Origin of the sequence: Mesorhizobium sp. M6A.T.Ce.TU.016.01.1.1 (assembly GCF_003997065.1) — a bacterium.
Classification (GTDB): domain Bacteria; phylum Pseudomonadota; class Alphaproteobacteria; order Rhizobiales; family Rhizobiaceae; genus Mesorhizobium; species Mesorhizobium mediterraneum.
Genome location: NZ_RZTJ01000007.1, coordinates 269,575 through 293,629, shown reverse-complemented (window position 1 = coordinate 293,629; position 24,055 = coordinate 269,575). Strand labels below are relative to the sequence as shown.

At 63.7% G+C, this 24,055-nt stretch carries 28 protein-coding genes; 10 read left to right on the top strand and 18 right to left on the bottom strand.

Annotation, left to right across the window (positions count from 1 at the left end; translation table 11 throughout):
* Positions 1-764, bottom strand: a 764-nt coding sequence (locus EOC94_RS16575) for a nicotinate-nucleotide--dimethylbenzimidazole phosphoribosyltransferase (RefSeq protein ID WP_127291824.1), incomplete at its 3' end; no start/stop codon positions are given.
* A 161-nt stretch (positions 765-925) separates the two neighbouring features.
* Here EOC94_RS16575 and EOC94_RS16570 point away from each other — a divergent pair.
* Both EOC94_RS16570 and EOC94_RS16565 read left to right on the top strand, forming a co-directional pair.
* Positions 926-1,159: a DUF1289 domain-containing protein gene (locus tag EOC94_RS16570; protein WP_164547208.1), complete on the top strand. Its 234-nt coding sequence runs from the start codon at positions 926-928 to the stop codon at positions 1,157-1,159.
* 7 nt (positions 1,160-1,166) lie between these two features.
* Positions 1,167-1,871, top strand: coding sequence for a TIGR02281 family clan AA aspartic protease (locus EOC94_RS16565; protein ID WP_126106556.1), 705 nt, complete (start codon positions 1,167-1,169; stop codon positions 1,869-1,871).
* Between the two features lie 24 nt (positions 1,872-1,895).
* On the opposite strand, the gene EOC94_RS16560 is transcribed toward EOC94_RS16565, so the two are convergent.
* On the bottom strand, positions 1,896-2,639 hold the full coding sequence (locus EOC94_RS16560; protein ID WP_095486929.1) for an SDR family oxidoreductase: 744 nt from the start codon (positions 2,637-2,639) through the stop codon (positions 1,896-1,898).
* 34 nt (positions 2,640-2,673) lie between these two features.
* Positions 2,674-3,519, bottom strand: coding sequence for an SDR family oxidoreductase (locus tag EOC94_RS16555; RefSeq protein ID WP_095486875.1), 846 nt, complete (start codon positions 3,517-3,519; stop codon positions 2,674-2,676).
* 171 nt (positions 3,520-3,690) lie between these two features.
* Between EOC94_RS16555 and EOC94_RS16550 the strand changes: the two genes are divergently transcribed.
* Positions 3,691-4,626, top strand: a complete 936-nt coding sequence (locus EOC94_RS16550; RefSeq protein WP_127291794.1) for an AraC family transcriptional regulator — start codon at positions 3,691-3,693, stop codon at positions 4,624-4,626.
* Positions 4,627-4,711: 85 nt separating this feature from the next.
* On the opposite strand, the gene dusA is transcribed toward EOC94_RS16550, so the two are convergent.
* The 9 genes from dusA to EOC94_RS16505 all read right to left on the bottom strand — a co-directional run bounded on the left by dusA (position 4,712) and on the right by EOC94_RS16505 (position 12,181).
* Entirely contained in the window at positions 4,712-5,707 is a 996-nt protein-coding gene (gene dusA, locus EOC94_RS16545) for a tRNA dihydrouridine(20/20a) synthase DusA (RefSeq protein ID WP_127291791.1), read from the bottom strand.
* Between the two features lie 207 nt (positions 5,708-5,914).
* Positions 5,915-6,643: a sulfur oxidation c-type cytochrome SoxA gene (gene soxA, locus EOC94_RS16540; RefSeq protein WP_245465582.1), complete on the bottom strand. Its 729-nt coding sequence runs from the start codon at positions 6,641-6,643 to the stop codon at positions 5,915-5,917.
* Positions 6,644-6,693: 50 nt separating this feature from the next.
* Positions 6,694-7,014, bottom strand: a complete 321-nt coding sequence (gene soxZ / locus EOC94_RS16535) for a thiosulfate oxidation carrier complex protein SoxZ (RefSeq protein WP_127291786.1) — start codon at positions 7,012-7,014, stop codon at positions 6,694-6,696.
* Positions 7,014-7,496 carry a SoxY-related AACIE arm protein gene (locus EOC94_RS16530; RefSeq protein WP_127291783.1) on the bottom strand — a complete coding sequence of 161 codons (483 nt, stop codon included), beginning with the start codon at positions 7,494-7,496 and terminating at the stop codon, positions 7,014-7,016. The genes soxZ and EOC94_RS16530 overlap by 1 nt, the downstream gene beginning before the upstream one ends.
* A gap of 2 nt (positions 7,497-7,498) precedes the next feature.
* Positions 7,499-7,942 carry a sulfur oxidation c-type cytochrome SoxX gene (gene soxX, locus EOC94_RS16525; protein WP_127291780.1) on the bottom strand — a complete coding sequence of 148 codons (444 nt, stop codon included), beginning with the start codon at positions 7,940-7,942 and terminating at the stop codon, positions 7,499-7,501.
* 5 nt (positions 7,943-7,947) lie between these two features.
* Entirely contained in the window at positions 7,948-9,210 is a 1,263-nt protein-coding gene (locus EOC94_RS16520; RefSeq protein WP_185928251.1) for an NAD(P)/FAD-dependent oxidoreductase, read from the bottom strand.
* Positions 9,197-9,538 carry a c-type cytochrome gene (locus EOC94_RS16515; protein WP_245461451.1) on the bottom strand — a complete coding sequence of 114 codons (342 nt, stop codon included), beginning with the start codon at positions 9,536-9,538 and terminating at the stop codon, positions 9,197-9,199. The genes EOC94_RS16520 and EOC94_RS16515 overlap by 14 nt, the downstream gene beginning before the upstream one ends.
* The gene (locus EOC94_RS16510) at positions 9,525-11,699 is read right to left on the bottom strand and encodes a molybdopterin cofactor-binding domain-containing protein (RefSeq protein WP_127291777.1); all 2,175 of its coding nucleotides are present in this window, start codon (positions 11,697-11,699) and stop codon (positions 9,525-9,527) included. The genes EOC94_RS16515 and EOC94_RS16510 overlap by 14 nt, the downstream gene beginning before the upstream one ends.
* Before the next feature lie 11 nt (positions 11,700-11,710).
* Positions 11,711-12,181 carry a (2Fe-2S)-binding protein gene (locus tag EOC94_RS16505; protein ID WP_095485164.1) on the bottom strand — a complete coding sequence of 157 codons (471 nt, stop codon included), beginning with the start codon at positions 12,179-12,181 and terminating at the stop codon, positions 11,711-11,713.
* Between the two features lie 320 nt (positions 12,182-12,501).
* On the opposite strand from EOC94_RS16505, the gene EOC94_RS16500 reads away from it, so the two are divergent.
* From EOC94_RS16500 to EOC94_RS16490, 3 genes are all read left to right on the top strand, one after another.
* Positions 12,502-13,221, top strand: coding sequence for a response regulator (locus EOC94_RS16500; RefSeq protein WP_095485165.1), 720 nt, complete (start codon positions 12,502-12,504; stop codon positions 13,219-13,221).
* The gene (locus EOC94_RS16495; protein WP_127204801.1) at positions 13,218-14,735 is read left to right on the top strand and encodes an ATP-binding protein; all 1,518 of its coding nucleotides are present in this window, start codon (positions 13,218-13,220) and stop codon (positions 14,733-14,735) included. Before EOC94_RS16500 ends, EOC94_RS16495 begins: the two co-directional genes overlap by 4 nt.
* 154 nt (positions 14,736-14,889) lie before the next feature.
* A complete protein-coding gene (locus tag EOC94_RS16490) occupies positions 14,890-15,342 on the top strand; it encodes a c-type cytochrome (RefSeq protein ID WP_127204800.1) in 453 nt (150 codons plus the stop codon).
* Positions 15,343-15,381: 39 nt separating this feature from the next.
* Here EOC94_RS16490 and EOC94_RS16485 read toward each other — a convergent pair whose 3' ends face one another.
* Positions 15,382-15,957, bottom strand: coding sequence for a periplasmic heavy metal sensor (locus EOC94_RS16485; RefSeq protein ID WP_127204799.1), 576 nt, complete (start codon positions 15,955-15,957; stop codon positions 15,382-15,384).
* Between the two features lie 70 nt (positions 15,958-16,027).
* Between EOC94_RS16485 and EOC94_RS16480 the strand changes: the two genes are divergently transcribed.
* Positions 16,028-16,606, top strand: a complete 579-nt coding sequence (locus tag EOC94_RS16480) for a Crp/Fnr family transcriptional regulator (RefSeq protein ID WP_164759128.1) — start codon at positions 16,028-16,030, stop codon at positions 16,604-16,606.
* A 16-nt stretch (positions 16,607-16,622) separates the two neighbouring features.
* Here the strand turns inward: EOC94_RS16480 and EOC94_RS16475 are convergent, their stop codons facing one another.
* Genes EOC94_RS16475 through EOC94_RS16465 form a run of 3 tightly spaced genes read right to left on the bottom strand, consistent with a single transcriptional unit; the run spans position 16,623 to position 21,639 of the window.
* Positions 16,623-19,790: a CusA/CzcA family heavy metal efflux RND transporter gene (locus EOC94_RS16475; RefSeq protein ID WP_127291774.1), complete on the bottom strand. Its 3,168-nt coding sequence runs from the start codon at positions 19,788-19,790 to the stop codon at positions 16,623-16,625.
* The gene (locus EOC94_RS16470) at positions 19,787-21,235 is read right to left on the bottom strand and encodes an efflux RND transporter periplasmic adaptor subunit (protein ID WP_127291771.1); all 1,449 of its coding nucleotides are present in this window, start codon (positions 21,233-21,235) and stop codon (positions 19,787-19,789) included. Before EOC94_RS16470 ends, EOC94_RS16475 begins: the two co-directional genes overlap by 4 nt.
* Complete coding sequence (locus EOC94_RS16465; protein WP_126106540.1) at positions 21,232-21,639, bottom strand: FixH family protein; 408 nt, start codon at positions 21,637-21,639, stop codon at positions 21,232-21,234. Before EOC94_RS16465 ends, EOC94_RS16470 begins: the two co-directional genes overlap by 4 nt.
* A gap of 343 nt (positions 21,640-21,982) precedes the next feature.
* On the opposite strand from EOC94_RS16465, the gene EOC94_RS34100 reads away from it, so the two are divergent.
* Positions 21,983-22,210 carry a hypothetical protein gene (locus tag EOC94_RS34100; RefSeq protein ID WP_164547207.1) on the top strand — a complete coding sequence of 76 codons (228 nt, stop codon included), beginning with the start codon at positions 21,983-21,985 and terminating at the stop codon, positions 22,208-22,210.
* On the opposite strand, the gene EOC94_RS16455 is transcribed toward EOC94_RS34100, so the two are convergent.
* Complete coding sequence (locus EOC94_RS16455) at positions 22,193-22,459, bottom strand: BrnA antitoxin family protein (protein ID WP_126106538.1); 267 nt, start codon at positions 22,457-22,459, stop codon at positions 22,193-22,195. The genes EOC94_RS34100 and EOC94_RS16455 overlap by 18 nt on opposite strands.
* A 143-nt stretch (positions 22,460-22,602) precedes the next feature.
* Here EOC94_RS16455 and EOC94_RS16450 point away from each other — a divergent pair, with 143 nt between their 5' ends.
* The gene (locus EOC94_RS16450; RefSeq protein ID WP_127291766.1) at positions 22,603-22,971 is read left to right on the top strand and encodes a hypothetical protein; all 369 of its coding nucleotides are present in this window, start codon (positions 22,603-22,605) and stop codon (positions 22,969-22,971) included.
* Positions 22,972-23,044: 73 nt separating this feature from the next.
* Here the strand turns inward: EOC94_RS16450 and EOC94_RS16445 are convergent, their stop codons facing one another.
* Entirely contained in the window at positions 23,045-23,368 is a 324-nt protein-coding gene (locus EOC94_RS16445) for a copper-binding protein (protein ID WP_245461450.1), read from the bottom strand.
* 147 nt (positions 23,369-23,515) lie between these two features.
* On the opposite strand from EOC94_RS16445, the gene EOC94_RS16440 reads away from it, so the two are divergent.
* Entirely contained in the window at positions 23,516-23,806 is a 291-nt protein-coding gene (locus tag EOC94_RS16440) for a hypothetical protein (protein WP_126106535.1), read from the top strand.
* Positions 23,807-24,055 lie beyond the last annotated feature (249 nt).

Below are 24,055 nucleotides of genomic sequence, written 5' to 3'. Positions count from 1 at the left end.
GCCGCCAGTCCATCGAGCAGCACCGGGATCTTCTGCATCCGGGCGGCGAGGATGGCGCCGGCGATCGCCGCGAATTCGCGGCCGCCAACCCGGCGCAACGCTTCGAGCGGGTCCCTGAGACTTGTGCCGTGGAGGACTAGCGCCGCATCGACCACCTCGGCCTTGCGCGCCTGCATCGCCGCATCGGCACCCGATCCGGATCCGACCCAATCGGCACCCTTGCCGCCGAACAGTGCCGCAAACAAAGCCGCTGCTATAGTGGAATTGCCGACGCCGAGGTCGCCAAGGCAAAGCAGATCGGTGCCGCCGGCGACTGCCTCCATGCCGAAGGCCATGGTGGCGGCGCAGCCGCGCTCGTCAAGTGCTGCATCCTCGGTGATGTCGGCGGTCGGAATGTGCAGCGCAAGATCGAACACTTTCAGCCCCAGATCGTTGGCAATGCATATCTGGTTGACCGCAGCACCGCCCGCCGCGCAAAGCTCGACCGCGTTCGCCGTGGCAGCGACAGGCCGCGGCGAAATGCCGTGCCGGGCGACGCCATGATTGCCGGCGAAGATCGCCACCAACGGCCTGTTCACCGCCGGCGGCGCACGGCCGCTCCAGGCGGCGAGCCACGCGGCGATGTCCTCGACGCGGCCGAGCGAACCTTTGGGTTTGTCGGCCTTGGCAAACAACGCACGGACACGGGCTTCGGCCGCCGCGTCGGCCGGCGGCAGGGTCGCCAGAAGATTGCGAAAATCGTCGAAGGGCAGCGCGCTGGTCATGTCGTTGGTGATCATTCCCTGGAGTTGGTGAGCGGCATAGCCGCCTTGCTTCGTAGGCACAACTGCCAGCATTGACGCGAAAGCGGTTGCCGGCGGCGCATTCCGGAGGGCTTGCATTGGCCTTGCCGTTACACCATGTGGAAGCGAGACAAGAGAATATCATGACGGCCATCGAATCCCCATGCATCCTGGTCTGTTCGATCGATATGAAAACCGGCTTCTGCTTCGGGTGCGGCCGCACGCGCGAGGAAATCGGCGCCTGGATCGAGATGACCCCTGAAGTCCGCCGCAGCGTCATGGCCGAGCTGCCGGCCCGACTGGAGATGGTTGAACGCAGACCGCGTCGGGAAACGCGCCGCACCCGCCTCGCGCGCGAACGCGACGCCCTCTCGTGAGCCATATATGAACCGGTTTTTCTGGACTTTGATGATCGTGATCGGGGCCGGCGTGGTCCTGCTCATGCTCAACGATTCCGCCGGCAGCACGTTCGGCGTCGAGAATTACGATTTCAGCCGGCTGATCTGGCTTGGCGCATTGGTCGCGCTCATCGGCGCCGGCCTGCTCAGATCAGGCAGGCCCTTGGGCGCCATGGCCCGCAATCTCGGCACCTGGGTCGTCATCGTGCTCGCATTGATCGCCGGCTATCAGTACCGTTATGAGTTGCAGGATGTCGCCAGCCGGGTAACGGCCGGCCTTGTTCCCGGCAGTCCACTGGCATTGGGGTTGGAAGACGGCCACGCCACCGTGACCCTGGACAAGGCCGGCAATGGCCATTTCGAAGCGCGCATCATGATCAACGGCACGCCGGTCCGGGCCGTGGTCGATACCGGCGCAACCAGCACCGTGCTGACCGCGCAGGACGCGCAAGCGGCTGGGTTCAATCCAGCCGTTCTCAATTTCACCATACCGGTTTCTACCGCCAATGGCATGGCGCGCGCCGCCGCCGTGAGAACCGACGAATTGGCGATCGGCGGGATCGTGCGCAAGGACATGCCGGTCATGATTGCCGCGCCCGGCATGCTCGGCCAGAGCCTGCTCGGCATGAATTTCATCAGCTCGCTGTCCGGTTTTGACGTGCGCGGCGACCGCATGATCTTGCGCGATTGAACAGTCAGGCTGCTTCGGCGCCGCTCAGTGAGTGTTGAGCATCTCGACTGCCTGATCAAACCGGCCTTCCCGTTCCGCCCAGCGCAGGAAGCCTACTCGCTCCACCAGGATCTCTTTCGGCGTCGGCTGCCGACTGAGCAACGCCATCGCCTCGTCAATGAACGCATCGAGCGGCATATACTCCTCGCGGGTCGACTGGCCGGGCGTCAGTTCAGTGCGAACCGCGGGCGGCGCAAGCTCGATCACTTCGACCTTGCCCTTGAGTTGCTCGCGCAACGACACCGTATAGGAATGGATCGCCGCTTTGGTGGCATTGTAGGTCGGCGTGCCACTCAGCGGCACAAAGGCCAGGCCTGACGAGACGTTGACGATCACGGCGTTTTGCCGGGCCGCCAAGTGGTCGATTAGCGCGTTGATGAGCCGGATCGGCCCGAACAAGTTGGTGACGATCGTCTCCTCCGCGTCGCGCAGATCGCGGGTCCTGGTCAGATCTTCGCGGCGCATGATACCGGCATTGTTGATGAGCATGTTGAGTGCCGGGTGTTCGGCGACTACGCGCTTGGCAAATGCTGTGATTGCTTCCGAATCTTCGACATCGCCGACCATCGCGTGCATGCCTTCACGCCCGGCAATCGTCCGCTCGAGCGCCTCCTCGCGCCGTCCGGCGACGATCACAGTGTTTCCAAGCGCATTGAAGCGCAGCGCCAGTTCCCTCCCAATACCGGATCCGCCGCCGGTGATGAGGATCGTGTTTCCCGTCGTTTTCATCGTTCTGTGCTCCATGTATTCCAGCTGCTCGGGATCAAACGACGCCACCGTTTGCAAATACCGTCTGTCCGTTGATCCAGGCGCCGTCACCGCTGCAGAGCGCCGCGATCGCATCGGCAATGTCGGAAGGCTCGCCTAGCCGCTTGTGTGGCGTGCGAGCGGCGAAGCCGGCGATCTGCTCGGGGGTCTTGCCGTCGGTGAAGAGGGTTGTGTTCACAAGGCCTGGTGCCATGGCGTTCACCGAGATCATGCGGCCTTCAAGTTCCTTGGCGAGTATGTTCGCGTAGAGTTCCTGCGCGGCCTTGGTGGCGGCGTAAGCTCCGTAGGTCGGGCTGCGCAGCTGAGTGATGCTCGAGGACAGCGCGATGATCCGGCCGCCGTCGCGCACGCGCCGCGCCGCCTCGCGCAGCACGTAGAAACTGCCCTTCTGGTTGACGTCGACCATCCGGCTGAAATCGGCGTCGGTCATGTCGCGGAAAGGCGCAAGCCGCATGATGCCGGCATTGCTCACGACAACGTCGACGCCGCCGAACGCGCGCTCGTTTTCCTCGAACAGGCGTTGCACTGCACTGGGATCGCTGACGTCGGCCTGCACCCAGATGGCGCGCCCGCCAGTTGCCTCGATCTCCCGGACTACGCCGGCCGCGAGATCGCGGTTCTTTTCGCAATTCACGGTGACGGCATAGCCGTCACGAGCGAGGCGCCTGGCCGTCGCTGCGCCGATGCCCCGGGAAGAGCCGGTCACCAGGGCGACCTTGCCGCGCGATGCCGGCGCCTGACCGGTCGTTTGCGCGCGGGCGGCCCCGACCGCGAGTGCTACTGGAGCCATGGCGACCACCGCCAGCACGGCTCGTCTCGGCACCTCGTTCTGTCCAGACATTGGGAGTTCCTTTCCTTGTAGCGAACTTGCTTTTGTCGGGACGTTACATACCGCGCGGGCCGGCCAGGAGCTTGCCAACCCATGCGCAAAACTTGCTCGATTCTGCAGCCCACGTGACGTTTGCGCGCGCGGTATGCTAGGTATCGAGCCACGCTACAGGAGAGAGATCACATGGACTCGCTCAAACAGGCCGCTCAGGCTTATGCCAGTCGACATGCCAACAGCGATGGCTTGGCGGTGACGCCTGTGCCGGGTCTCAAGATGATGTACATCGAGTCCCCTTCCGGCGATCTTCATTCAGTCTATCGACCCCTGGTGTGCCTGGTCCTACAGGGCGCCAAGCGCATGACCGTGGGAAGAGAGCAGCAGGTCTTCTCCGCCGGGCAGTCTGTGATCGTGAGCGCGGACATGCCGGTCGTCGGGCGGATCGTGCAGGCGAGCCGGAGCGAACCCTATCTGGCCGTAGCGGTCGAGCTCGAGATGACGATCCTGCGCGAGCTGACGGCTCAACTGGGCAGCGTCCGCCAGCTACGCCCGTCCGAGACACGCACCTTGTTCGCCGAAGACACCGAAGCCGCGGCGCTGGACTGCGCATCGCGGCTGATGAGGCTGCTGGACCGGCCCGATGCGATACCGCTCCTGCGCGACGGAATCATGCATGAGCTGCACTATTGGCTTCTGTCGGGGCCGCACGGCGTCGCCTTGCGGGCACTTGCGGATCCAGAAAGCCACGCGAGCCGCCTCGCCGCGGCCATCGCGATCCTGAGAGCGGAGTACCGATCGCGCGTGTCCGCCGAACGCCTGGCGGCGGCAGCGGCAATGAGCCTCACCGCCTTCCATAAGCATTTCAAACAGATGACATCGCTGACACCGGGACAGTACCAGAAGCGGCTTCGCCTGGTCGAAGCGCGCCGCCTCATGCTGGATGAAGGCCTCTCGGCAAGCAGCTCTGGGTTCGAGGTGGGCTACGAGAGCGTTTCACAATTCACGCGCGACTATGCCCGACTGTTCAAAGCGCCGCCGAAGCGCGACGCCCTTCGCGTCCGGAGCGCAGCACGCGGGATCAGAGAAGAAATGCCGGACGGCGAGCGGGCGCGCGCTGCTTAGCCCGACTTGCCTCAGCTATCGACGGTCCTCTGGATTGCTGAACGGACTGCGTAGACGCGCCGCATGATCTTTCGCGACTGAACAGTCAGGCTGCTTCCGCATCCGCCCTGCCGAAATCGACTGCAGCGAAAGCCGCCTTCAGAACGTCCGGTCCAGCGCCGGGCCTTGTCGCGTCAGTGGAAAGGATCTGCCGGTAGCGGCGCGCGCCCGGCAGGCCGTGGAACACCCCGACCATATGACGGGTGACATGACCAAGCCGCCCGCCCCGCTCGATATGGTGCGCCGCATAATCCGCCATGGCGTCGATCAGCGCGACAAAATCGAGCGCGTCGGGTTTGTCGCCGTAAAACGCGGCGTCGACGCCTGCCAGAATGCCCGGCGTGTGATACGCGGTGCGGCCGAGCATAGCGCCGTCGACGTGATCAATGTGGTCGAGCGCTTCTTCAAGAGATTGAATACCGCCATTGATGCCAATGAATTTGTTTTGTTTTCTGGCTTTCAGCCGATAGACCCTGCTGTAGTCGAGCGGCGGGACGTCGCGGTTTTCCTTCGGGCTCAGCCCTTCCAGCCACGCTTTCCGGGCATGCACCCACAGCGCGTCGGCGCCGGCCGCGAAAACGCCGTCCGCCAGCGCGTCGAGCGCCGGCTCAGGATCCTGCTCGTCGACGCCGATCCGGCATTTGACTGTGACGGGGATACTGACGGAAACCTTCATCGCCGCAATGCAGTCAGCGACAAGAACTGGTGCCTTCATCAGGCAGGCACCGAACGTGCCCGACTGGACGCGATCGGACGGGCAGCCGACATTGAGATTGATCTCGTCATAGCCGAAGGCTTCGCCGATGCGCGCCGCCTCGGCAAGCTTCTGCGGATCGGAGCCGCCGAGCTGCAACGCGACTGGATGCTCGGTATCGTCGAAGCCGAGTAAGCGCTCGCGCGCGCCCTGGATGACCGCGTCGGCCACGACCATCTCGGTGTAAAGCAGCGCCCGGCGTGTCAACTGACGATGAAAGAACCGGCAGTGCCGGTCCGTCCAATCCATCATCGGCGCAATAGCCAGTCTATGTGCTTGATACGTCATCGTTTTTGTTTAACTTTAAATCGTTAGCTTGTGTCAAGTACACACGAGCGTGCGTCACGATACTGCGCTTTTCGCCAAACCTTCGGTGAACTCATCAAGCTCCATATCGACGACATGTGCGAGGTTAGCAAGGTCCTGCCAGACCCGCGCGCCGCGTTGCGATCAACTGTCCGTCGGCGACAGATGAAGACCGGCCGTTGGCCGGCATCATGGCCGGACCGCCGGCGTCTCGACCCGCAAGCCACGGGCCCGCTCCATCAGATGGAGCTCAAGGTCAACGAGTTCCGGTGCGCCGAAGGCGAAGGGCTCCGCCCTGACCCCGATCATGCAGTTGCGCAGGCGCCGCTGCAGCGAACCGACCGTCTGCCACTCCAGCCGGTAGAGCGGATAGCCGGTCGGATGCGCCTGCGGCATGACACTGCCGCCGAGCCGTTTGCCCCAATTGTCGTCGTGGCAGGAGGCGCAGGAAAGATCGAGCTGGCCGATACGGCTCTGGAACAGACGCCGACCGTTGTCGCGAAACGGCGCCAGCCGGGCGTCGATCGCCGGTGTGATTGGCATGCCGCGCGACTGACGTGCCACATAGGCCGTCAGGGCGAGCAACGCGTCAGATTCCGGCGCCAGCGGCTCGGCCTGCTGGCGCTCCGCGCGGCAGGAATTGATGCGCCCGGCAAGGTCGATCGGCCGTCCCGTCGCCTCGTCAAAGGCCGGGTAGCGCGTGGCAACGCCGCGCATCGTCTGACTGGCATCGCCATGGCAGCCGGCGCAGGCGACATCCGCCCTACCCTCCGGCTGCTGCCAGAGCTGCTCGCCCTGCAGTACCCACAGCATGCCGGGGTTGCTCATGTCGTCGGCCTGCAGCGCCTGCGTCTCCGGCGTCATGAAGTCGAATCCGGAGCGTTTCTCGCCGTCTTCGATGCCGGCAGCGATGGCCATGCTGCAGACGACCGCCGCGATGATCCCCACCAGGCCCCAGAGGGCGCGCATCAGCTCACCGTGATTTCGGCCGACGCCGTTTGGCTCTTCCCGGCATCGTCCGTCCAGGTGAAGTCGATCGTGCCGCTCGTCGTGGCGACGAGCGTGAAGGCGATGAACGGATTGGCCGATACCGCTGGAAAGAGATCGGCCGAAAACACCTCCTCGCCGTTGTAGGTACAGGCGAAACGGCGGATGATGTCGCGTGGGATGTTGATGCCGTTCGGGCCGACACGGTAGCCGGTCTCCATCGGATGCGCGATCATCGCTCGGATCTCGACGACCTCGCCCTGCCTGGCCGCTTTCGGCACGTTGACGAGTGCGCGCGCCACTATGAGAGATCCTCGATACAGGCGGCCAGCGTGACGATCGCGCTTGCACGGCTTGACCAGAAGCTGCCGTCGCTCATCTCAGCGACCGCGACCACCACCTGGGAGGTCGCGAGCCGGATCCTCGTCGAGACGGTGGCGCGGCCCGAGCGCGGCCCGAGACGGAAAACCGCGACATTCGCCTCCGGGTTCTTCTCGTTGAAGACCGCGATGCGCCGGACATGATCGTCCGCGGTCATCGGGCTCTCGGCGGCGACCGTGATCCCGACCGCATTGCCGTTTTCGACCAAAGGCGGCAGGTCGAGCCGGACGCGGCCGTCGAGAACGTCGGCTCCCCCGGTGAAGGTACGGATCGCTTCATCGAGGCTCGGACGGGCAATGGCCCAGCGCGGCAGGCTGATCACCAGAAGGCCGGTCATGCCGGCCCAAAGAAACTGCCGCCGTCCGACTAAGCCTCCGTGAACTCGAAGCGGGTCTTCGCGCATAATCACCCCTTCAGCGTCGTGAGATAGGCGACGATATCCTCGATGTCGGCGCCGGTCAGGATCGGCTTGCTGCGCCAGGCGGTGGCGACGCGCCGGCCTTCCTCTTCCGCGATCCGGTAGTAGGAAGGCATGATCGTATTCGGCGCGAGCCGCTTCATGTCGACTAGGCGCAGCCGGATCTGGCCTTCCGAAAGTCTTGCCCCGACGCCGGTCAGGTCGGGCGCCAGCGTGCCATGCAGATGCGCATCGGGGAACGGCCCGCTGTGGCAGAGCGTGCAGAGGCTGCGCTGCCGGTCCGAGATCAGCGCAGCGCCTCGCGCCGGATCACCCTTGCCGCCGACCAGAGGCTCCATGATCGCGTCGCCGGTCACGACGTAAGATCCCGCCTCCTCGCCGACACCGGGCGAGGCCGCAAGCAGCAATCCCGCAACAGCGAGGCAAGCCATCCTCATCATCCGAACACTTCACTGGTGATCGTCCGGAACCAGTCCTCCGCATAGGCCGCTTCCAGTTCGCGGACGGAGGACGGCGCTTCGAGCGGGCTGGTGCCGCCCGCACCCTCCACCTCGGCAAGCAGGCCGTCGCGCGGCTGGTAGACGCCTGCGATCGAAATTCCGTAGCCGGGCGCGACCAGGCTGTAGCAGGTGTTGATGAGCTTCGGCTGCACGGGCTGCCGCTCCCTGACCAGCGCGGCGACCGCCGCAGCGCAGGCTTTTGCCTGGGCGTTGGCGCTGAAGGCGGATTTCGGCATCGCCCCGCCGATCGCCGCGTCGCCGACGACGTGGATCGCCGGCTGCAGGCGGGACTCGAAGGTGACCGGGTCGATCGGGCACCAGCCCGTCTGATCCGCGACACCGGCCGACTGCGCGATCCTGCCCGCACGTTGTGGTGGGATCACGTTGGCGAAATCGGCCTTGTGGCTGCCGAACTCGGTCACCAGCGTCCTTGTCGCCGGGTCGACTTCCGTCACCCTGCCGCCCGAGGACAGCGGCACCCATTCAATCAGGCCGGGATAGAGCTCTCGCCAGGCGGCTTCGAACAGCCGCTGCTTCGAAAAGGCGTCCTTGGCGTCGAGGATGATCAGCTTCGAGCGTGGCTTGCTGGTCTTGAGGTAATGCGCGATCAGGCTTGCTCGCTCGTAGGGACCGGGCGGGCAGCGGAACGGATTGGCTGGCGCGGAGAGAATGACCACCCCACCGTCCGGCATCGCCGCGAGCTGGTCGCGCAGCAGCAACGTCTGCGGCCCCGCCTTCCAGGCATGCGGCATGATCTCCGCTGCCGTCTCGTCGTAGCCCGGCAAAGCATCGAAGCGCAGGTCGACGCCAGGCGCCAGCACCAGCCTGACGTAGCCGATGTCAGTTCCGTCATCCAGCCGAACGCGCCGGCGCTCGGCATCGACGGCGACAGCGCGCTTGCGGATGAGGCCGATGTCGCCGAACCGGTCATAGCCGAAGGTCTGCGCCTCGATGCCGCGCAGCCCTGCAAGCACGGCATTGCTGAACGGGCAGGCCAGATAGGCTCCCTCTGGCTCGATCAGCGTCACGGCAAGCTCGCGATCGAGCTGTTTCAATGCCCGGGCGCAGCTTGCCCCGGCAAAGCCGCCGCCGACCACGACCACTTGGGGCTGCACCTGTGCGCGCACAGGCGGCGCGGCAAGGACGGCCGCAGCGACGCTGGCCGCGGCGCCGCCAATCAAGGCTCTACGGCTGGGCATCGTGTGCCGCCTCCGGTTTGGCGAGCCATTCGGCGATGGCACGCGTCTCTTCCTCGGTATATCCCCTGGCGATGCGGTCCATGACCGTCGCCTCGCGCTCGCCAGAACGGAAGGCTTGCATCTGGGCGACGATGTCGTCGGCCGCGTGGCCGTCGAGCGACGGGATGGCTGAGCCGAGCGCCGCCGGCCCGTGACAGCCGGTGCACGCCGTCGCTCCGGGCGCCGCGTCGGCCCATGCTGGCGCGCTTGCCACCAGTGCCGCAAGCAGTGCGGGCGCGAACGATCGTCCGCGCCTGTTCTTTGGGCGCATCATGTCATGCGAGGTCATGGTTCTTCAGCGGCAGCGTGCGGATGCGCTTTCCGGTGGCGGCGAAGATCGCATTGAGGACGGCCGGCGCGGCGACCGCGATGGTCGGTTCGCCAACGCCGCCCCAGAAGCCGCCGGACGGCAGGATGATCGTCTCCACATCAGGCATTTCAGCCATGCGCATGACCTCGTAACTGTCGAAGTTCTCCTGCTCCATGCGGCCGCCATTGACGGTGCACTCGCCGTAGATGCAGGCGGAAAGCCCATAGACAAACGAGCCCTCGACCTGCCGCTCAACTTGTGCGGGGTTGACGACATGACCCGGATCGGTGGCCGCCACGATGCGATGGATCCTGAGCTGCCCGTCGGTGACCGAAACCTCCGCTGCCGCCGCCACATAACTGCCGAAGCCCATGATCTGCGCCAGGCCGCGGTGAACGCCGGCGGCTGGTGGGGTGTCCCAGCCGATCCGTTCGGCAACCGCCTCCAGCACGGCGAGGTGCTTCGGATGCTTGGCCATCAGCTTGCGGCGGAAGGCGAGCGGGTCGACGCCGGCCGCATGGGCGAGTTCGTCCATGAAACACTCGACGTAGAGCGCATTCTGGTTGAGGTTCACGCCACGCCAGAAGCCCGGCGGGATCGGCGGGTTGCGCATGGCATGGTCGATCCGCAGATTGTCCACCGTGTAGCCCAGTGTGCCTTCCGTGCCACTGAGGACGAGGCCCTGGAAGACGACCGGGTCCATGCCGTTCTGCATGCCTTCCGGCCGCACCGCCGCAAGGATCGACTGGCCGGATATACGCATGTGCAGAGTGGTCAGGTTGCCGTCCGCGTCGAGCGCGCCCGTCAGTCGGCACCGCGTCGTCGGATGATAGGCGCCGTGCAGCATGTCCTCTTCACGCGACCAGATGAGCTTTACGGGTGCTCCCGGCACCTGCTTGGCAATGCTGACCGCTTGACGCACATAGTCCTGGAAGTTGCCGCGCCGGCCGAAGCCGCCGCCGAGATGGATCTTATGCACCTCGCATTGCTGCACCGGCAGGCCGGCGGCCTCGGCCGCTGCGGCAAGGCTCGCCTCGCCATTCTGGGTCGGCACCCAAACCTCGCAGCGCTCCGGCGTGTAGAGCGCCGTCGCGTTCATCGGCTCCATGGTTGCGTGGTTCTGATAGGGATAGGCATAAGTCGCCGTGACCGTTCGGCCGCCAGCGGACAGGGCGGCTCCAGCGTCACCTTGCTCGGCGCCAATGAAGGCGTCATTTGCGCCGAGGCCTTCTTCGAGCATCGCCGCGATCGAGGCGCTGGTGACCTGCCGGTTGGGACCTTCGTCCCAGACGACCGGCAAGGCATCGAGAGCGGTCTTCGCCCGCCACCACGTGTCGGCTACAACAGCAACAGCGGTCTCGTCGACCTGAACGACGGTCCGCACGCCGGGCATTTCAGCCACCGCCGCCGCGTCGAAGCTCTCCACCTTGCCGCCGAAATACGGGCAGGCCCGGATTGCCGCGTTGAGCATGTTCGGCAGCTTGAGGTCAGTGCCGTAGACCTGGCTGCCGTTGAGCTTATCGGCCGTATCAAGCCGCGGCAGCGGCTTGCCGGCTATGGTCCAATCCTTCGGGTCCTTCAGCGTGACATTGGCGGGCGGCGTCATCCGCGCAGCGGCGGCGGCCAACTGTCCATAAAAGGTGGCGCGATCCGATGCCGCATGCGTGACCATGCCCATCCTTGCGGTGCATTCGCTGGCCGGCACGCCCCATTCGGCGGCCGCAGCGGCAATCAGCATCTCGCGCGCGATGGCGCCACCAATGCGCACATATTCGTGCGATTCGCGGATGCCTCGGCTGCCACCGGTCGAGAAATTGCCCCATACGCGGTCGCGCGCGAGATTCTGGGCCGGCGACGGATATTCGGTCGTGACCTTGGACCAGTCGCAATTCAGCTCCTCGGCGACGAGTTGCGCCAGGCCGGTCAGAGTCCCCTGCCCCATCTCGGAGCGGGCGATGCGGATGATCACCGTGTCGTCGGGCCTGATCACCACCCAGGCGTTGATCTCCGGCGCCGTCTCGGCGCCCTCGGCAAGTGCAGGCTTGATGAACGGCACGTTGAACCCGAGGGACAGGCCGCCAGCCGTGGAGGCCACGCCAACGATGAAGCTGCGGCGGGAGATGGAAATTATGGCGTTCATGGATATTCTCCTCAACCGCGTTGCGTGGCTTCACCGCCATTGGCGGCCAGCTTGATCGCGGCGCGCACCCGGTTGTAGGTGCCGCAGCGGCAGATATTGGTGATCTCGGCGTTGATGTCTTCGTCCGTGGGGTTCGGGTTCTGCATGAGCAGACCCGCCACAGCCATGATCATGCCGGCCTGGCAGTAGCCGCATTGCGGCACGTCGAGCGCCAGCCACGCCTGCTGGACCGGATGCGAACTATCCGGCGAAAGCCCCTCGATGGTGGTGATTTGCTGGTCCGGCTCGACCGCGCTCACCGGAAGCACGCACGAGCGCGTGGCGGCGCCGTCTATATGGACGGTGCAGGCGCCGCAAGCGGCAACCCCGCAACCGTACTTCGTTCCGGTAAGCCCGATCTGCTCGCGGATCACCCATAGCAGCGGCGTGTCCGGATCGACCTCGATGTCACGTGGCGTGCCGTTGACGATCAATCTGGCCATTGTGCAATCCTTTCGATCAAAGGCTGGCGAGGACCGCCGTCCGGATGCCGCGCGGCATGGCCTGGCGGCAGAGACCGGAAGTCCCGGCTAGCGACGAGGCCAAATTAGCCAGGACCTGTCGCAGAACCTTGTCCCGATGACCGTCAGTTCATCGCAAGCTGTCGCAGGCGAAGCGTTCTGATACACTTCGTTACACTTCTCACGGTTTGTTGATGCCGCGCGAGATTGCCGCCATGGTGCGGAAGGTGATCATCCGTGTAGACGCAAACTAGATATCGTCGATACTGGCCGACTATTTGGCGGCGGCTTTGGAGCATTGCATGGAAGTGGCGCAGCACATCGCGGTCGTCGACGACCACAGGGACATCCGCGACCTCGTCGGGAAATACCTCACCCAGCAGGGTTACCGCGTCAGCGTCGCCGACAGCACGGCCGCGCTCAAGCGGCTGCTCGACCGCAGCCTGCCCGATCTCATCGTGCTCGACGTCATGATGCCTGGCGAGGACGGCATCGCCGCCTGCCGGCACGTGCGCGGGACGGTCGACGTTCCGATCATCTTCCTCACCGCCATGGCCGAGGAGATCGACCGGATCGTGGGCCTCGAGATCGGGGCCGACGACTACCTGACCAAGCCGTTCAACCCGCGGGAACTGCTGGCGCGGATCAAGGCTGTGCTCAGGCGCGTCCACAGCCTGCCGCCGCAGCGCGGCCGCCTCAAGTCGAACGCGCTTCGGTTCGACCGCTGGACGCTGAATGTCGGCCGCCGCGAGCTGGTCGGTCTCGACGGCGTGGCAGTCGCGCTCAGCACGGCTGAATTCCGCCTTCTCACCGCCTTCATCGAGCATGTCGGAATCGTGCTTAGCCGGGATCAGTTGCTCGACCTCACGGTCGGGCGCACCGCCGACGGGTTTGACAGGGCCGTCGATAACCAGGTGAGCCGGCTGCGCAAGAAGATCGAGGCGGATCCGAAGAGTCCGATGCTGATCAAGACGCACTGGGGCGGCGGCTACTGCTTCACCGCCGAGGTGGCCCAGGCATGATGCTGTTGTGGAGACGCAGCCTGGCGGCCCGCTTCCTCATGCTGGTGCTGCTTGCGCTCGCCCTGTCGCAGGCGATCACGTTCCTGATCTCGTGGGACGAGCGCGGCCAGGCCCTGCACGCGGCGGCCAAGGGCGAGTTCGTCAGCCGCACCTCCTCGCTGGCGCTTCTGCTTGACACCACGCCGCCATCGCTTCGGCCCGACATCCTCAACGTCAGCGGCACGGCCTATACGCGTTTCTGGACCTCGGACGACGGACCGAGCAATCCCCTCGCTTGGCAACAGGAGGCATTTACCCAGCTCGCCAAGCCGCTGCCCGGGATTGCCGGCAAATATGCCGCCTACATGAACGGACAGGCCTCGAACGCAGTCGATGCCGCCGATCGTTCCGTGCCGCCGCGCATGTTGGATTTGTCCGGCAATGGCAGGCCCTTCTCGCGGCCGGCCAAGTTTCTTTATATGGACGCCGCCCCAAACGGCATGGGCCTTTCGGTTCGTCTCGACGACAGCACCTGGCTGAATGCCGCCTACGCCAAGGCAATGCCGAACGCCTTCTGGACGACGCAATCGGCGATATCGCTGGCGCTCACCGCGCTCATCCTGTCCGCCATCGCGATTTTCGGGGCGCAGGCAATCGCGCGTCCGCTGCGACGGCTCGCCAATGCCGCCGAACTGTTCGGTCGTGGCGAGGCCGTGCCGCGGCTGCCAGAATCAGGACCCGACGACATCCGCCAGACCGCCGAGGCGTTCAACCGCATGCAGGAGCGCCTGCAGCGCTTCGTCGAGGACCGCACGCGGATGCTTGCGGCGATCAGCCACGACCTGCGCACGCCGCTGACCTCGCTGCGGCTGCGCGCGGAGTTTGTCCAGGATCACGAACTCCAGGAAAAGATGCTGAAGACCATCGAGGAAATCCAGACGATGACGGAAGCGGCGCTCGCCTTCGCGCGTGAGGACGCCGCGGTAGAGGCGACGCGCACCGTCGACCTTTCAGCACTGGTCGGCAGCCTCTGCGACGATCTCGCGGAGCTGGGCCAAAACGTCACCGTCAATGACGGGCCCAAGGTGCTGTATCGCTGCCGGCCGGACTCCCTGCGCCGAGCGATCCGCAACCTCGTCGAAAATGCCGTCCGCTACGGCGAGCAGGCCAAGGTGAGCCTGGTCAGGAGTGACGACAGTCTGGACATCGTCGTCGAGGACGCCGGACCCGGCATTCCGCAAGGCGACATGGAACAGGTGTTCGCCCCCTTCTTCCGCCTGGAGCAGTCGCGCAACCGGGAGACCGGCGGCGTCGGGCTCGGCCTGTCAATCGCCCGCGCCATCGCCCGTCACCATGGCGGCGACATCGTGCTGGAGAACCGGAGCGAGGGCCTTCGCGCGATTATCAGGCTGCCGCTGATCGACATGGCCAAGCAGCTTGCCCCGGCGCCCGTGCCTGAGACGAAACCCCCGACCGGACTGCGATCCCGAAACCGTCCCGCGATCGGAACTCCCGCGCTGCCGCGCCATAATTAGATCATCGCTGTCGCAGCGAAGGACAAGTCACGACCTGCATCCTCCCCGCGCCTCCTCGACCCAGCCGCCGCTCTCGCTGGTGAGCGGCTGGCCTTGCCGGAAGCCTCCGGTTACCAGCAAAGCCCCTCCCCGAACGTTCCGCAAAGGTCATCCGATGAACCATTCACATGCCACGACACGCACCCACATTTCCGCCGGAGCAGCGACTGCATCCCTGCAGACGTCTGTCACGCGAGCGCGTAGGTCGCTGGCTGCGCTCTTGGTCGCCGGCGGCCTGCTGTTACCGAGCGCCGCTTCCGCGCAGCAGGCAGACGGCGAGCGGCTGTTCCGGCAGCGCTGCGGCACCTGCCACAGCCTCGAGCCGGGCCAGAACAGGGTCGGCCCGCATCTGTCGGGCGTTATCGGCCGCACGTCTGGCAGCGTCGAGGGTGCCCGCTATTCGGCCGCTATGCGGGAATCAGGGATCGTTTGGGACAGCCAGTCGCTCGATAGCTTCCTTGCAGCACCGCGCCAGAGGGTGCCAGGCACGTCGATGACAGTGGGCGTTCCCAACGCCGCCCAGCGCGCCGCGATAATCGGCTACCTGGAAGGTGCGGTCGCGCAATAGCGTCCGCTGATGAAGCCAAAGTTGCGTGCGTAACCCTGTTCAATCGACCCGGCCAGAGTATCCGCGAAGCTGCGAGTACCGGCCGATCTGCTCAGAGGTGAGCAACTCGGCCATATCGAGATGATAGCGCAGGTGCGCTGCTCGTAGCGCGCCTTGCACGTCGGCGATGGTTTTTGTCATTTCAACGAGGTGCGTCGACGTTATCTTTCGTTCGGAAAACAAGCGGTCCAGTTCGGTTTCTTCCTCGATAATTCGTCTTCCGAGCGGGATGGTTTCTGCCTTCATCTGATCCAGCAGGGCCTTGGTCCACGAGGCCTGTTCGTCGCTGAGATCAAGAGCATCACGGAGATCGAGGACATGTGACGGACCCGGATAGGAATTGAGTTCGGCCGCCAATGCCAGACCCATCCCTCGCCCCGCCATAAGGTCGGAAATCTGCTCGTCCGAGAGCGCCTTCACGCGGCGTTTCTCCATCCCGGAATAAGACGAGGTGGTTGGGTCTTTTCCTGCAACGGCCTTGTGATGGTTGATGTCGCCATGCTGCTGCGCCAGCCCGTGAGGGGCAGCAAGAAAAGTCAGCAGAAGAAACAGCACGGCAATGGGGATGCGGTTCATCGAGCGATCTCCAGCGTTTCGTGTTTGCGACGTTTGACACGGCCGCAAAAACTGAAACATGATTGTGATCATGTCGGAACTCCTCTTTGCGCGATTCCTCGAACTCGCGGAACGCGAGCATTCTCTCCCTGCCGGCAGCGTCCTGTTTCGTATGGACGACCCGGTGCTGTCGCTCTTCCTGGTCACCGCGGGAGAACTGCGCCTTGTCCGAGCACTTCCCGACGGGTTCCAGCTGACGTTGCAGCGTGCCGGCTCGGCTTCGATCCTGGCCGAGGCTTCGCTGTTTGCGGATCGATATCATTGCGACGCCTTGGCAACCGAGGAATCGACGGTGCGCGCCGTGCCAATCACCAAGGCCAAGGCGGTGCTCGAAAGCGATCGCGCGCTGACCTCCGCACTGCTGCGACACTTGGCAGGCGAGGTCCACCGGACGCGGACGCGGGCAGAGATACTATCCCTGAAATCCGTCGCGGCGAGAGTCAGCGCCTGGATGGCATGCAACGGCGGCGTCTTGCCACCCAAGGGACGCTGGCATCATGTTGCGTCGGAGATCGCCGTTACGCCGGAGGCGTTTTATCGGGAGCTTGCCCGCCGGCGACGGTGTGCTGCCGGCATGATGCATCCCCACATGCCGCCCGACATCATCTGATACTTTTTTGCTCCTCCTATTCCGCGGCCAATCTAGTCGGAGCCGCTACCAGCGGTTCTTCAACGACACTCCGCCTCGGCAACCGCCAGCCCTTAACGATGCCGTAGACGGCCGGAATCACGACGAGCGTCAGGATCGTTGAGGAAATCATGCCGCCGATCATAGGGACGGCGATGCGCTGCATGACTTCCGATCCGGTTCCCGTGCTCCACAAGATCGGCAACAAGCCCGCCATGATGGCGACGACTGTCATCATCTTCGGTCGCACCCGCTCGACGGCGCCGAACATGATCGCCTCGTTTAGATCCGTGCTTGTCAAACCACGCTTCTGGGCCGCACATCTGACCCTCGTATCCGTCCACGCCTTGTCGAGATAGATCAGCATGATGACGCCCGTTTCGGCCGCCACGCCCGCGAGCGCAATGAAACCGACGGCGACCGCAACCGACATGTTGAAGCCCAGCCACCACATCATCCAGATGCCGCCGACGATCGCAAAGGGCAGCGATAGCATGACGATCAGCGTCTCGGTCAGCGTGCGGAAATTGAGGTAGAGCAGCAGGAAAATCAGCGCCAGCGTCAGCGGCACGACAATCTTCAGCCGCGCCTGGGCCCGCTCGAGATATTCGAACTGCCCGCTCCAGGCGACGGAATAACCGGGTGGTAGCTTCACTTCGGCGGCGACTGCGGCTTGAGCCTCGTTGACATAGCCGCCAAGGTCGCGGCCAGCGATGTCGACGAAGATGTAGACGGCGAGTTGGCCGTTCTCGGTGCGGATCGAGGTCGCGCCGCGCGTGAGTTCGACCTTGGCGACCTCGCCGAGCGGCACAGAGCCACCGCCGGGCAGCGCAATCTGCACGTCCCGGGCGATCGCGCCGGGATCGCTTCTGAGAGCGCGTGGATAGCGGATCGCAACGCCATAACGTTCACGGCCCTCGACAGTGGACGTAATGACCTTCGCGCCAAGCGCCACTGAGATCACATCCTGAACATCGCCGACCGAGAGGCCGTAGCGCCCAAGGGTGGCTCGGTCCGGCACGATGTCGAGATAGTAGCCGCCTATCACCCGCTCGGCATAGGCGCTCGACGTGCCGGGCACCGCCCGCAGCACCGCCTCGATCTGCCGAGCAACGTTTTCCATTTCACCGAGTTCGGTCCCGTAGACCTTGACTCCGACTGGCGTGCGTATGCCCGTGGACAGCATGTCGATACGGGCGCGGATCGGCATCGTCCAGGCATTCGACACGCCCGGAAACTGCAGTGCTGCGTCCATCTCGGTCTTCAGGCTTTCCGAAGTGACCCCGGGCCGCCATTGCGATTTCGGTTTGAGGTTGATGATCGTCTCGAACATCTCGGTCGGCGCGGGGTCGGTCGCGGTCTGAGCCCGGCCAGCCTTGCCGAAGACGGAATCGACTTCCGGAAAGGACTTTATGATCCGGTTTTGCATCTGCATCAATTCGGCCGCCTTGGTGACCGAAACTCCCGGCAAGGTGGTCGGCATGTACATCAGCGTCCCCTCATCGAGGTTCGGCATGAACTCGCTGCCGAGCTGGCGCGCCGGCCAGACCGTCACGGCAAGAGCCACGACGGCGAGCAGGATAGTGAAGGTCTTCGCCTTCAGCACCCCGGCAATGATCGGCCGATAGAGACCGATTAGCAGCCTGTTGAGCGGGTTGCGATGTTCCGGGATGATCCGGCCGCGGACAAAGATGACCATCAGAGCGGGCACGAGCGTGACCGAAAGCAGCGCTGCCGCTGCCATAGCGAAGGTTTTCGTGAAAGCCAGCGGCCCGAACAGCCGGCCTTCCTGGCTTTCAAGCGTGAAGATCGGAAGGAATGAGACGGTGATGATCAGCAGGCTGAAGAATAGCGCGGGTCCGACTTCTGCTGCGGCGTTGACCAGCACTTCGATGCGGGGCTTGCCCGGTGGCGCGCGTTCGAGGTGCTTGTGGGCGTTTTCGATCATTACGATGGCCGCATCGATCATCGCGCCGATGGCGATGGCCATGCCACCGAGGCTCATAATGTTCGAACCGAGGCCGAGCAGCTTCATCGCGGCGAAGGCCATTAGGATGCCGACCGGCAGCATGATGATCGCCACCAGCGCGCTTCTGACGTGAAGCAAGAAGACGATGGTGACGAGAGCGACCACGATGCTCTCCTCCACCAATGTCGACCTCAGCGTCTTGATCGCGGAGTTGATGAGTTCCGACCTGTCGTAGACGGGGATGATCTTGGCGTTGCCTGGTAGGCTCTTTTCGATCTCGCGGAGGCTCTCCTTGGCATTCTCGATGACGGTCAGAGCATTCGCGCCGACCCGTTGAAGCACGATGCCGCTTGCAACCTCGCCCTCCCCGTTGAGTTCGGCAATACCGCGCCGTTCGTCCGGCACGATTTCGACCTTGGCCACGTCGCCAAGCCGGAGCGGCACGCCGCCCACGGTCTTGAGCACGATGCTCTCTATGTCGGCCACGTTCTTCAGATAGCCGCGCCCGCGCACCATGAACTCGAACTCGGAGATCTCGACCGTTCGCCCGCCGGTATCCATGTTGCTGGTGCGCACCGCTTCGCCGACTTCCGCGAGCGTTACGCCTTGAGCGCGCATCCGCACCGGATCGACGACGATCGAATACTGCTTGACGAAGCCTCCGAAGCTCGCGACCTCCGAAACGCCTTCGGCTTTCGAGGCCGCAAAACGAACGACCCAGTCCTGAAGGGATCGGAGTTCGGCGAGCGACAGTTCCTTGGCGACGACGGCATACTGATAGACCCAGCCGACGCCTGTCGCGTCGGGTCCGAGCGTTGGGGCAACGCCGTCGGGTAGCCGGCTGGCGGCCGCGTTCAGGTATTCGAGCACGCGGCTTCGAGCCCAGTAGAGATCGGTGCCGTCCTCGAAAATCACATAGACGAAGGACACTCCGAAGAACGAGAAACCGCGGGCCACCTTCGATCGCGGCACGGTCAGCATCGAAGTCGTCAGCGGATAAGTGACCTGGTCCTCGACAACTTGCGGAGCCTGGCCCGGATAGTCTGTGAAGACGATAACTTGCACATCCGACAGGTCGGGTATGGCATCGAGCGGCAAGGTCTTGACAGCGTAGACGCCTGCCCCGACCGCGAGCGCGCTGGCGAAGAAGACAAGAACCAGGTTGCGCGTCGACCAAGCAATGAGGTTGGCGATCATGGCTGCGCCTCCGCGGGCGTCAGTGCGCTGAGCGCCGCCTTGAGGTTGCTTTCGGCATCGATCAGGAAGTTCGCAGATACGACGACCTTTTCGCCTTCGGTAATGCCCTGCGTGATCTCGGCCATGCCCTCGCCCCGCATGCCGACCTTCACGTCGCGCGGCTCGAAGCTGCCTTCGCCTTTGTCGACAATAACGACCTGTCGATCGCCCGTGTCGATGACGGCGCTGTCGGGCACGGTTACGGCAGGATCGTTGCCGCCCGTCGCGATCTCCACATCGGCATACATGTTGGCAAGCAACAGCCCGTTGGGATTTGCGAGTTCGATGCGAATCCTCGCGGTCCGAGTCTGGCCCTGGATTTCCGGATAGATCAGGCCGACCTTGCCTTCGAAGACCTTGCCCGACAAGCTGCGGATGCGCACAGTCGCCTTGTCTCCGACGCGAACAGAGCTCAGCTCGTATTCTGGCACGTCAGCCATCACCCAGACGGTCGAGGCGTCGGCGATCCGAAACAGCGTTTCCCCGGCTTCGGCCATCATGCCGTCGACGGCCCTGCGTTCCAACACAACGCCATTGCGTGGCGCTACAAGCGTCACCGAGATCGGCACCTTCCGGGTTTTCTCGATTTCGACGATTGCTTCGGCGGGAACGCCAAGGTTCGTCAACCGCTGCAAGCTGCCGCTGGCGGTTGCCTTGCTCGAGCCGCTCCTTAGATCGGCGGCATAGAGCGCGCCCGCGGCAGCTATTTCCTTGGCATAGAAACTGACGAGGGGCCGCCCTTTTTTGATTGTTTCTCCCGTAGTGATGTCGGCCACTTTTTCGAGGAACGCCTCGGTGCGAATCGAGACGACGCTTACGCGGCGCTCATCGAACGTGACGGTGCCGGGAATGCGGACCGGCCGTACGATTGCGCCTCTGGTGGCGGGTACCGTCTTCACACCCGTTCGCTGCAGTTTTCCGGTCGATAGCTTGACGGTCGCGCCGTCCTTCGCTTCGCCTTCGAAGACCGGGATGTAGGCCATCCCCATGGAATCCTTCTTTGGCGTCGGCGATGTATCCGGCAGGCCCATCGGATTGCGGTAGTAGAGGATTTTCCGCTCGCCCGGCGCCGTCGCTTCGGCCCCCTTCGCCTCGTCCTTGGGACGCGCCTCGAAGCTCACGTCTTCGCTCGCCAGCACCGCCACGAAATCCCGACCATCCGGGGTTTGCTTCGGTGTCGACGAATAGACTGGATTGCCGTCAGGATGACGATAGTAGAGGACTGGATCGGAGGCAGACGAGCCGACAACCGTCGGGGTCTGTTCCGCTCCGAGCGCGCTTGCGATGTTGGCGCTGATCATTTGCACCACCGCCGGGACGGACAGATCGCGCTGGCCCGCCCAGTATCCGCCGGCGCCCGCGCCCGCCAATACGGCAAGCGCCACGAATGAGCCGAGCCTGCTCATTGGGTAGCCTTGAATTCCAAACGGCTCTCGACTGTTTCGGCCTCGCCCTGGATTTTCGCGGCGATCGAAAGGCGCCAGCCTCCTGCCATGATGAGGTTGGTCTTGAACCGATAGATGCCGGGCTCTTCGGACGGCAGCGCCTCGACGGGCGCGGTCATCGCCTCCATACCGTCCGGTGCCATGTCGATGCGCTGGGTAAAGATCACAGCGTCGGGCACCACCTTGCCGGACCGCTTGTCGACGAGACGGACGGCGACAATCGCGGCATCGCCCGTCTTGATCGCGCTTTGAACGAGCTGAAACTCGTAATCGTCGATCCCAGCCCATGCCTTCGAATTGGCACTGCCGAGAGCAAGACCGATCAGCGCCGCGGCTGCAACGTGCTTCGCATTGCAAAAGTTCATTGTCAGTTTCCCCAAGTTCATCCTTTCAGCCGCACGGAATGCACGGCAAGTTCGTGGCCAGGCTCATGCCAAAGCCACGGGCCGTCAGCCACGCGGCGACAAACGGCTCCGATGGAGCCGCCGATGAACTTAGGTTCGTGGGGGTCTTGGCGGCGGCGGAGAAGTCGGGAGATCGCGCCCGTCTCTGTTGCCAAGCGCGAGCAGGTCAGCCTGAGATAACCGGGCCAGCATGATTGCTGCGGCCGTCGAAGCGCTCGGAAAGCACTTGGCGACGCACAAGGCCATGAGGGGACAGGATTTCTGGCAATCAGGTGCCGGCTGACTCTCGTCGGGACAGTTGGGCATGCTGTCCGGCATGGATGCCATATCCGCCATCGTCGCCGCGGGATCGACAACCATCGTCAGCGCAGCGGACGGTGTCACCATCGGCGCGGTGAGAAGGCTCACGACGGCCAGAAACGAAAGCAGACGCGGGAATATGATCCAGATCTTCACAGGCTTCCATGGCATATACTGCATTCCAAGAAAAGATCACCAGGCGCTCAAATTTTCGTTAGGTGATGTCGTCTGACCGATCGTCCTCGGCGGCGATCCGCTTCTCGACCATGGCCCGTAAAGCGTCGTTAATACGGTCCTGCCAGCCAGGTCCATCCCCCTGGAAATAATCCAGGACAGCTCGATCAATCCTGATTGAAACAAGCTCTCTGACACTTGGAGCAACTGCGGCTTCGCGAACCGGTGGGGCCGGCTTCTTGACTGGCTTGAAGGCGGCTTCGGCGGCAGCCATTGGATTTGTCGGTCGGCGCGGAGGATTTGCCATTGATGGTCCTGACTGGAGGTAATGGATGGGAGGAGACATGCAACGCAACGCGCATCGGAATGCCTCGACCCACTGCCCGGAACAGTAATTAGAATATTGACGCGAGAGGTGATAGTCTCGCTCTGGATCCTCGGGAGGAGGAAATGCGCGCCATTGCATTGTTTGCCGGCGTGTTGGTGGCTACGCCCTCGATGGCGGCGGAGCAACTGGTCTTTTACACCGCCAGTTTTCCAGATGCCACCTCGGTCCAGCTCAGCGTCATGGACAACAGTGTCTCGCCATATGGGGATTATGACTTTGACGTCGCTATTGGCCTCGTCGAGACGGACGCGAACGGCGTCATCAGGTACGAAGATACCGGCAGGCATCATGCACGCGTTCGCTGTAATTATCCGGCATATGTGAGCGTAGGTGTGCGAAAATATCCCATAGAGATGTCTCTGAACCGCTCCGCACATGATGACTGGAAAGAAAATCTCTGGAGGATTTTCTGCGCGGCCCCTTCCTCCTGACTTCCGTGCTCATGGCATTTTCGACAGCACAGCGCCGCGAGTTGATTTTTCAACCCGCGGTGCCTGTCCCGGATTACTTGATGCCGGTGACCGTGATGCATCCGTTGACGCGGTCGGCTGTGAACTCGATCGCCTGACCGGTTTTGACTTTGCCGAGCAGGCCTTGCTCCGCGACAACGAACACCATCGTCATCGCAGGCATGTCGAGATTGGTCAGCGGCTCGTGCTTGATCGTCAGCTTCTTCTGTTCGGCGTCGACCTTGATGACTTCGCCCTTCACATATTCCTGCGCCAGCGCGCTCCCGCCTGGTTGAACGCGCTCTTTCCCTTTGAAGCCGCATTGGATAGCCGATGCATCGGCGTAAGAGAAACTGAGACAGCCGTTCAACATCTTCAAAACTGATCTTCCCGATTTCGGTTTCAGCTGCGGCTACGCATGAGAATCACAAAAATGTAAATCCGAGGGAAGGTGCCCGTGAATTCGACCCGGTAGTCTGTGGTTGCTGAGCGTTCGAACGCTCGCTTTCGACAAAAGGACTGAACCATGAAACACACCATCGGATATGCATTGATAGTCTTCGCGGCAATGACCACGGCCAGTGTCGCCAACAGCGGCACAAACGCAACAAGCCCCCGCATCGACGGGGTCTTGCACGGCCATGGATCGACGGGCGAAACCACGAAATCGGCATCCAAGCCCGACGTATCTTCCCAAGTGCTCGACAATGGCGATATCGAGAATTCCAGTTCCGCCTACAATCGGGTCGAAGCTGTGAGCCCCTCATCGTGGCAGGTCGGGAGCCCCCGCCAGCGCGCCAGCTGGGCGGGCCGGTAGCCGGCTCAACACCGCAGCTCCGCATCCTCCCAGCGGAGCCAGTGCAGGACAAACCAGCCGGCAGTGCGCCGGCTGGTTTGTCCACTCGACTGCTTCCTCAACCAAGCCTGTACAGCACAGCACACCGCACCAAGGAAACCGACTCTCCACCACCCCCTCGGGGATGGTCGTCGCCTACACAAGCAACGCCTCATGATGCTGCTCTCACCCGCAATGCTGTCATCAGTCGTGATGTGGTCGCAGCGTCAC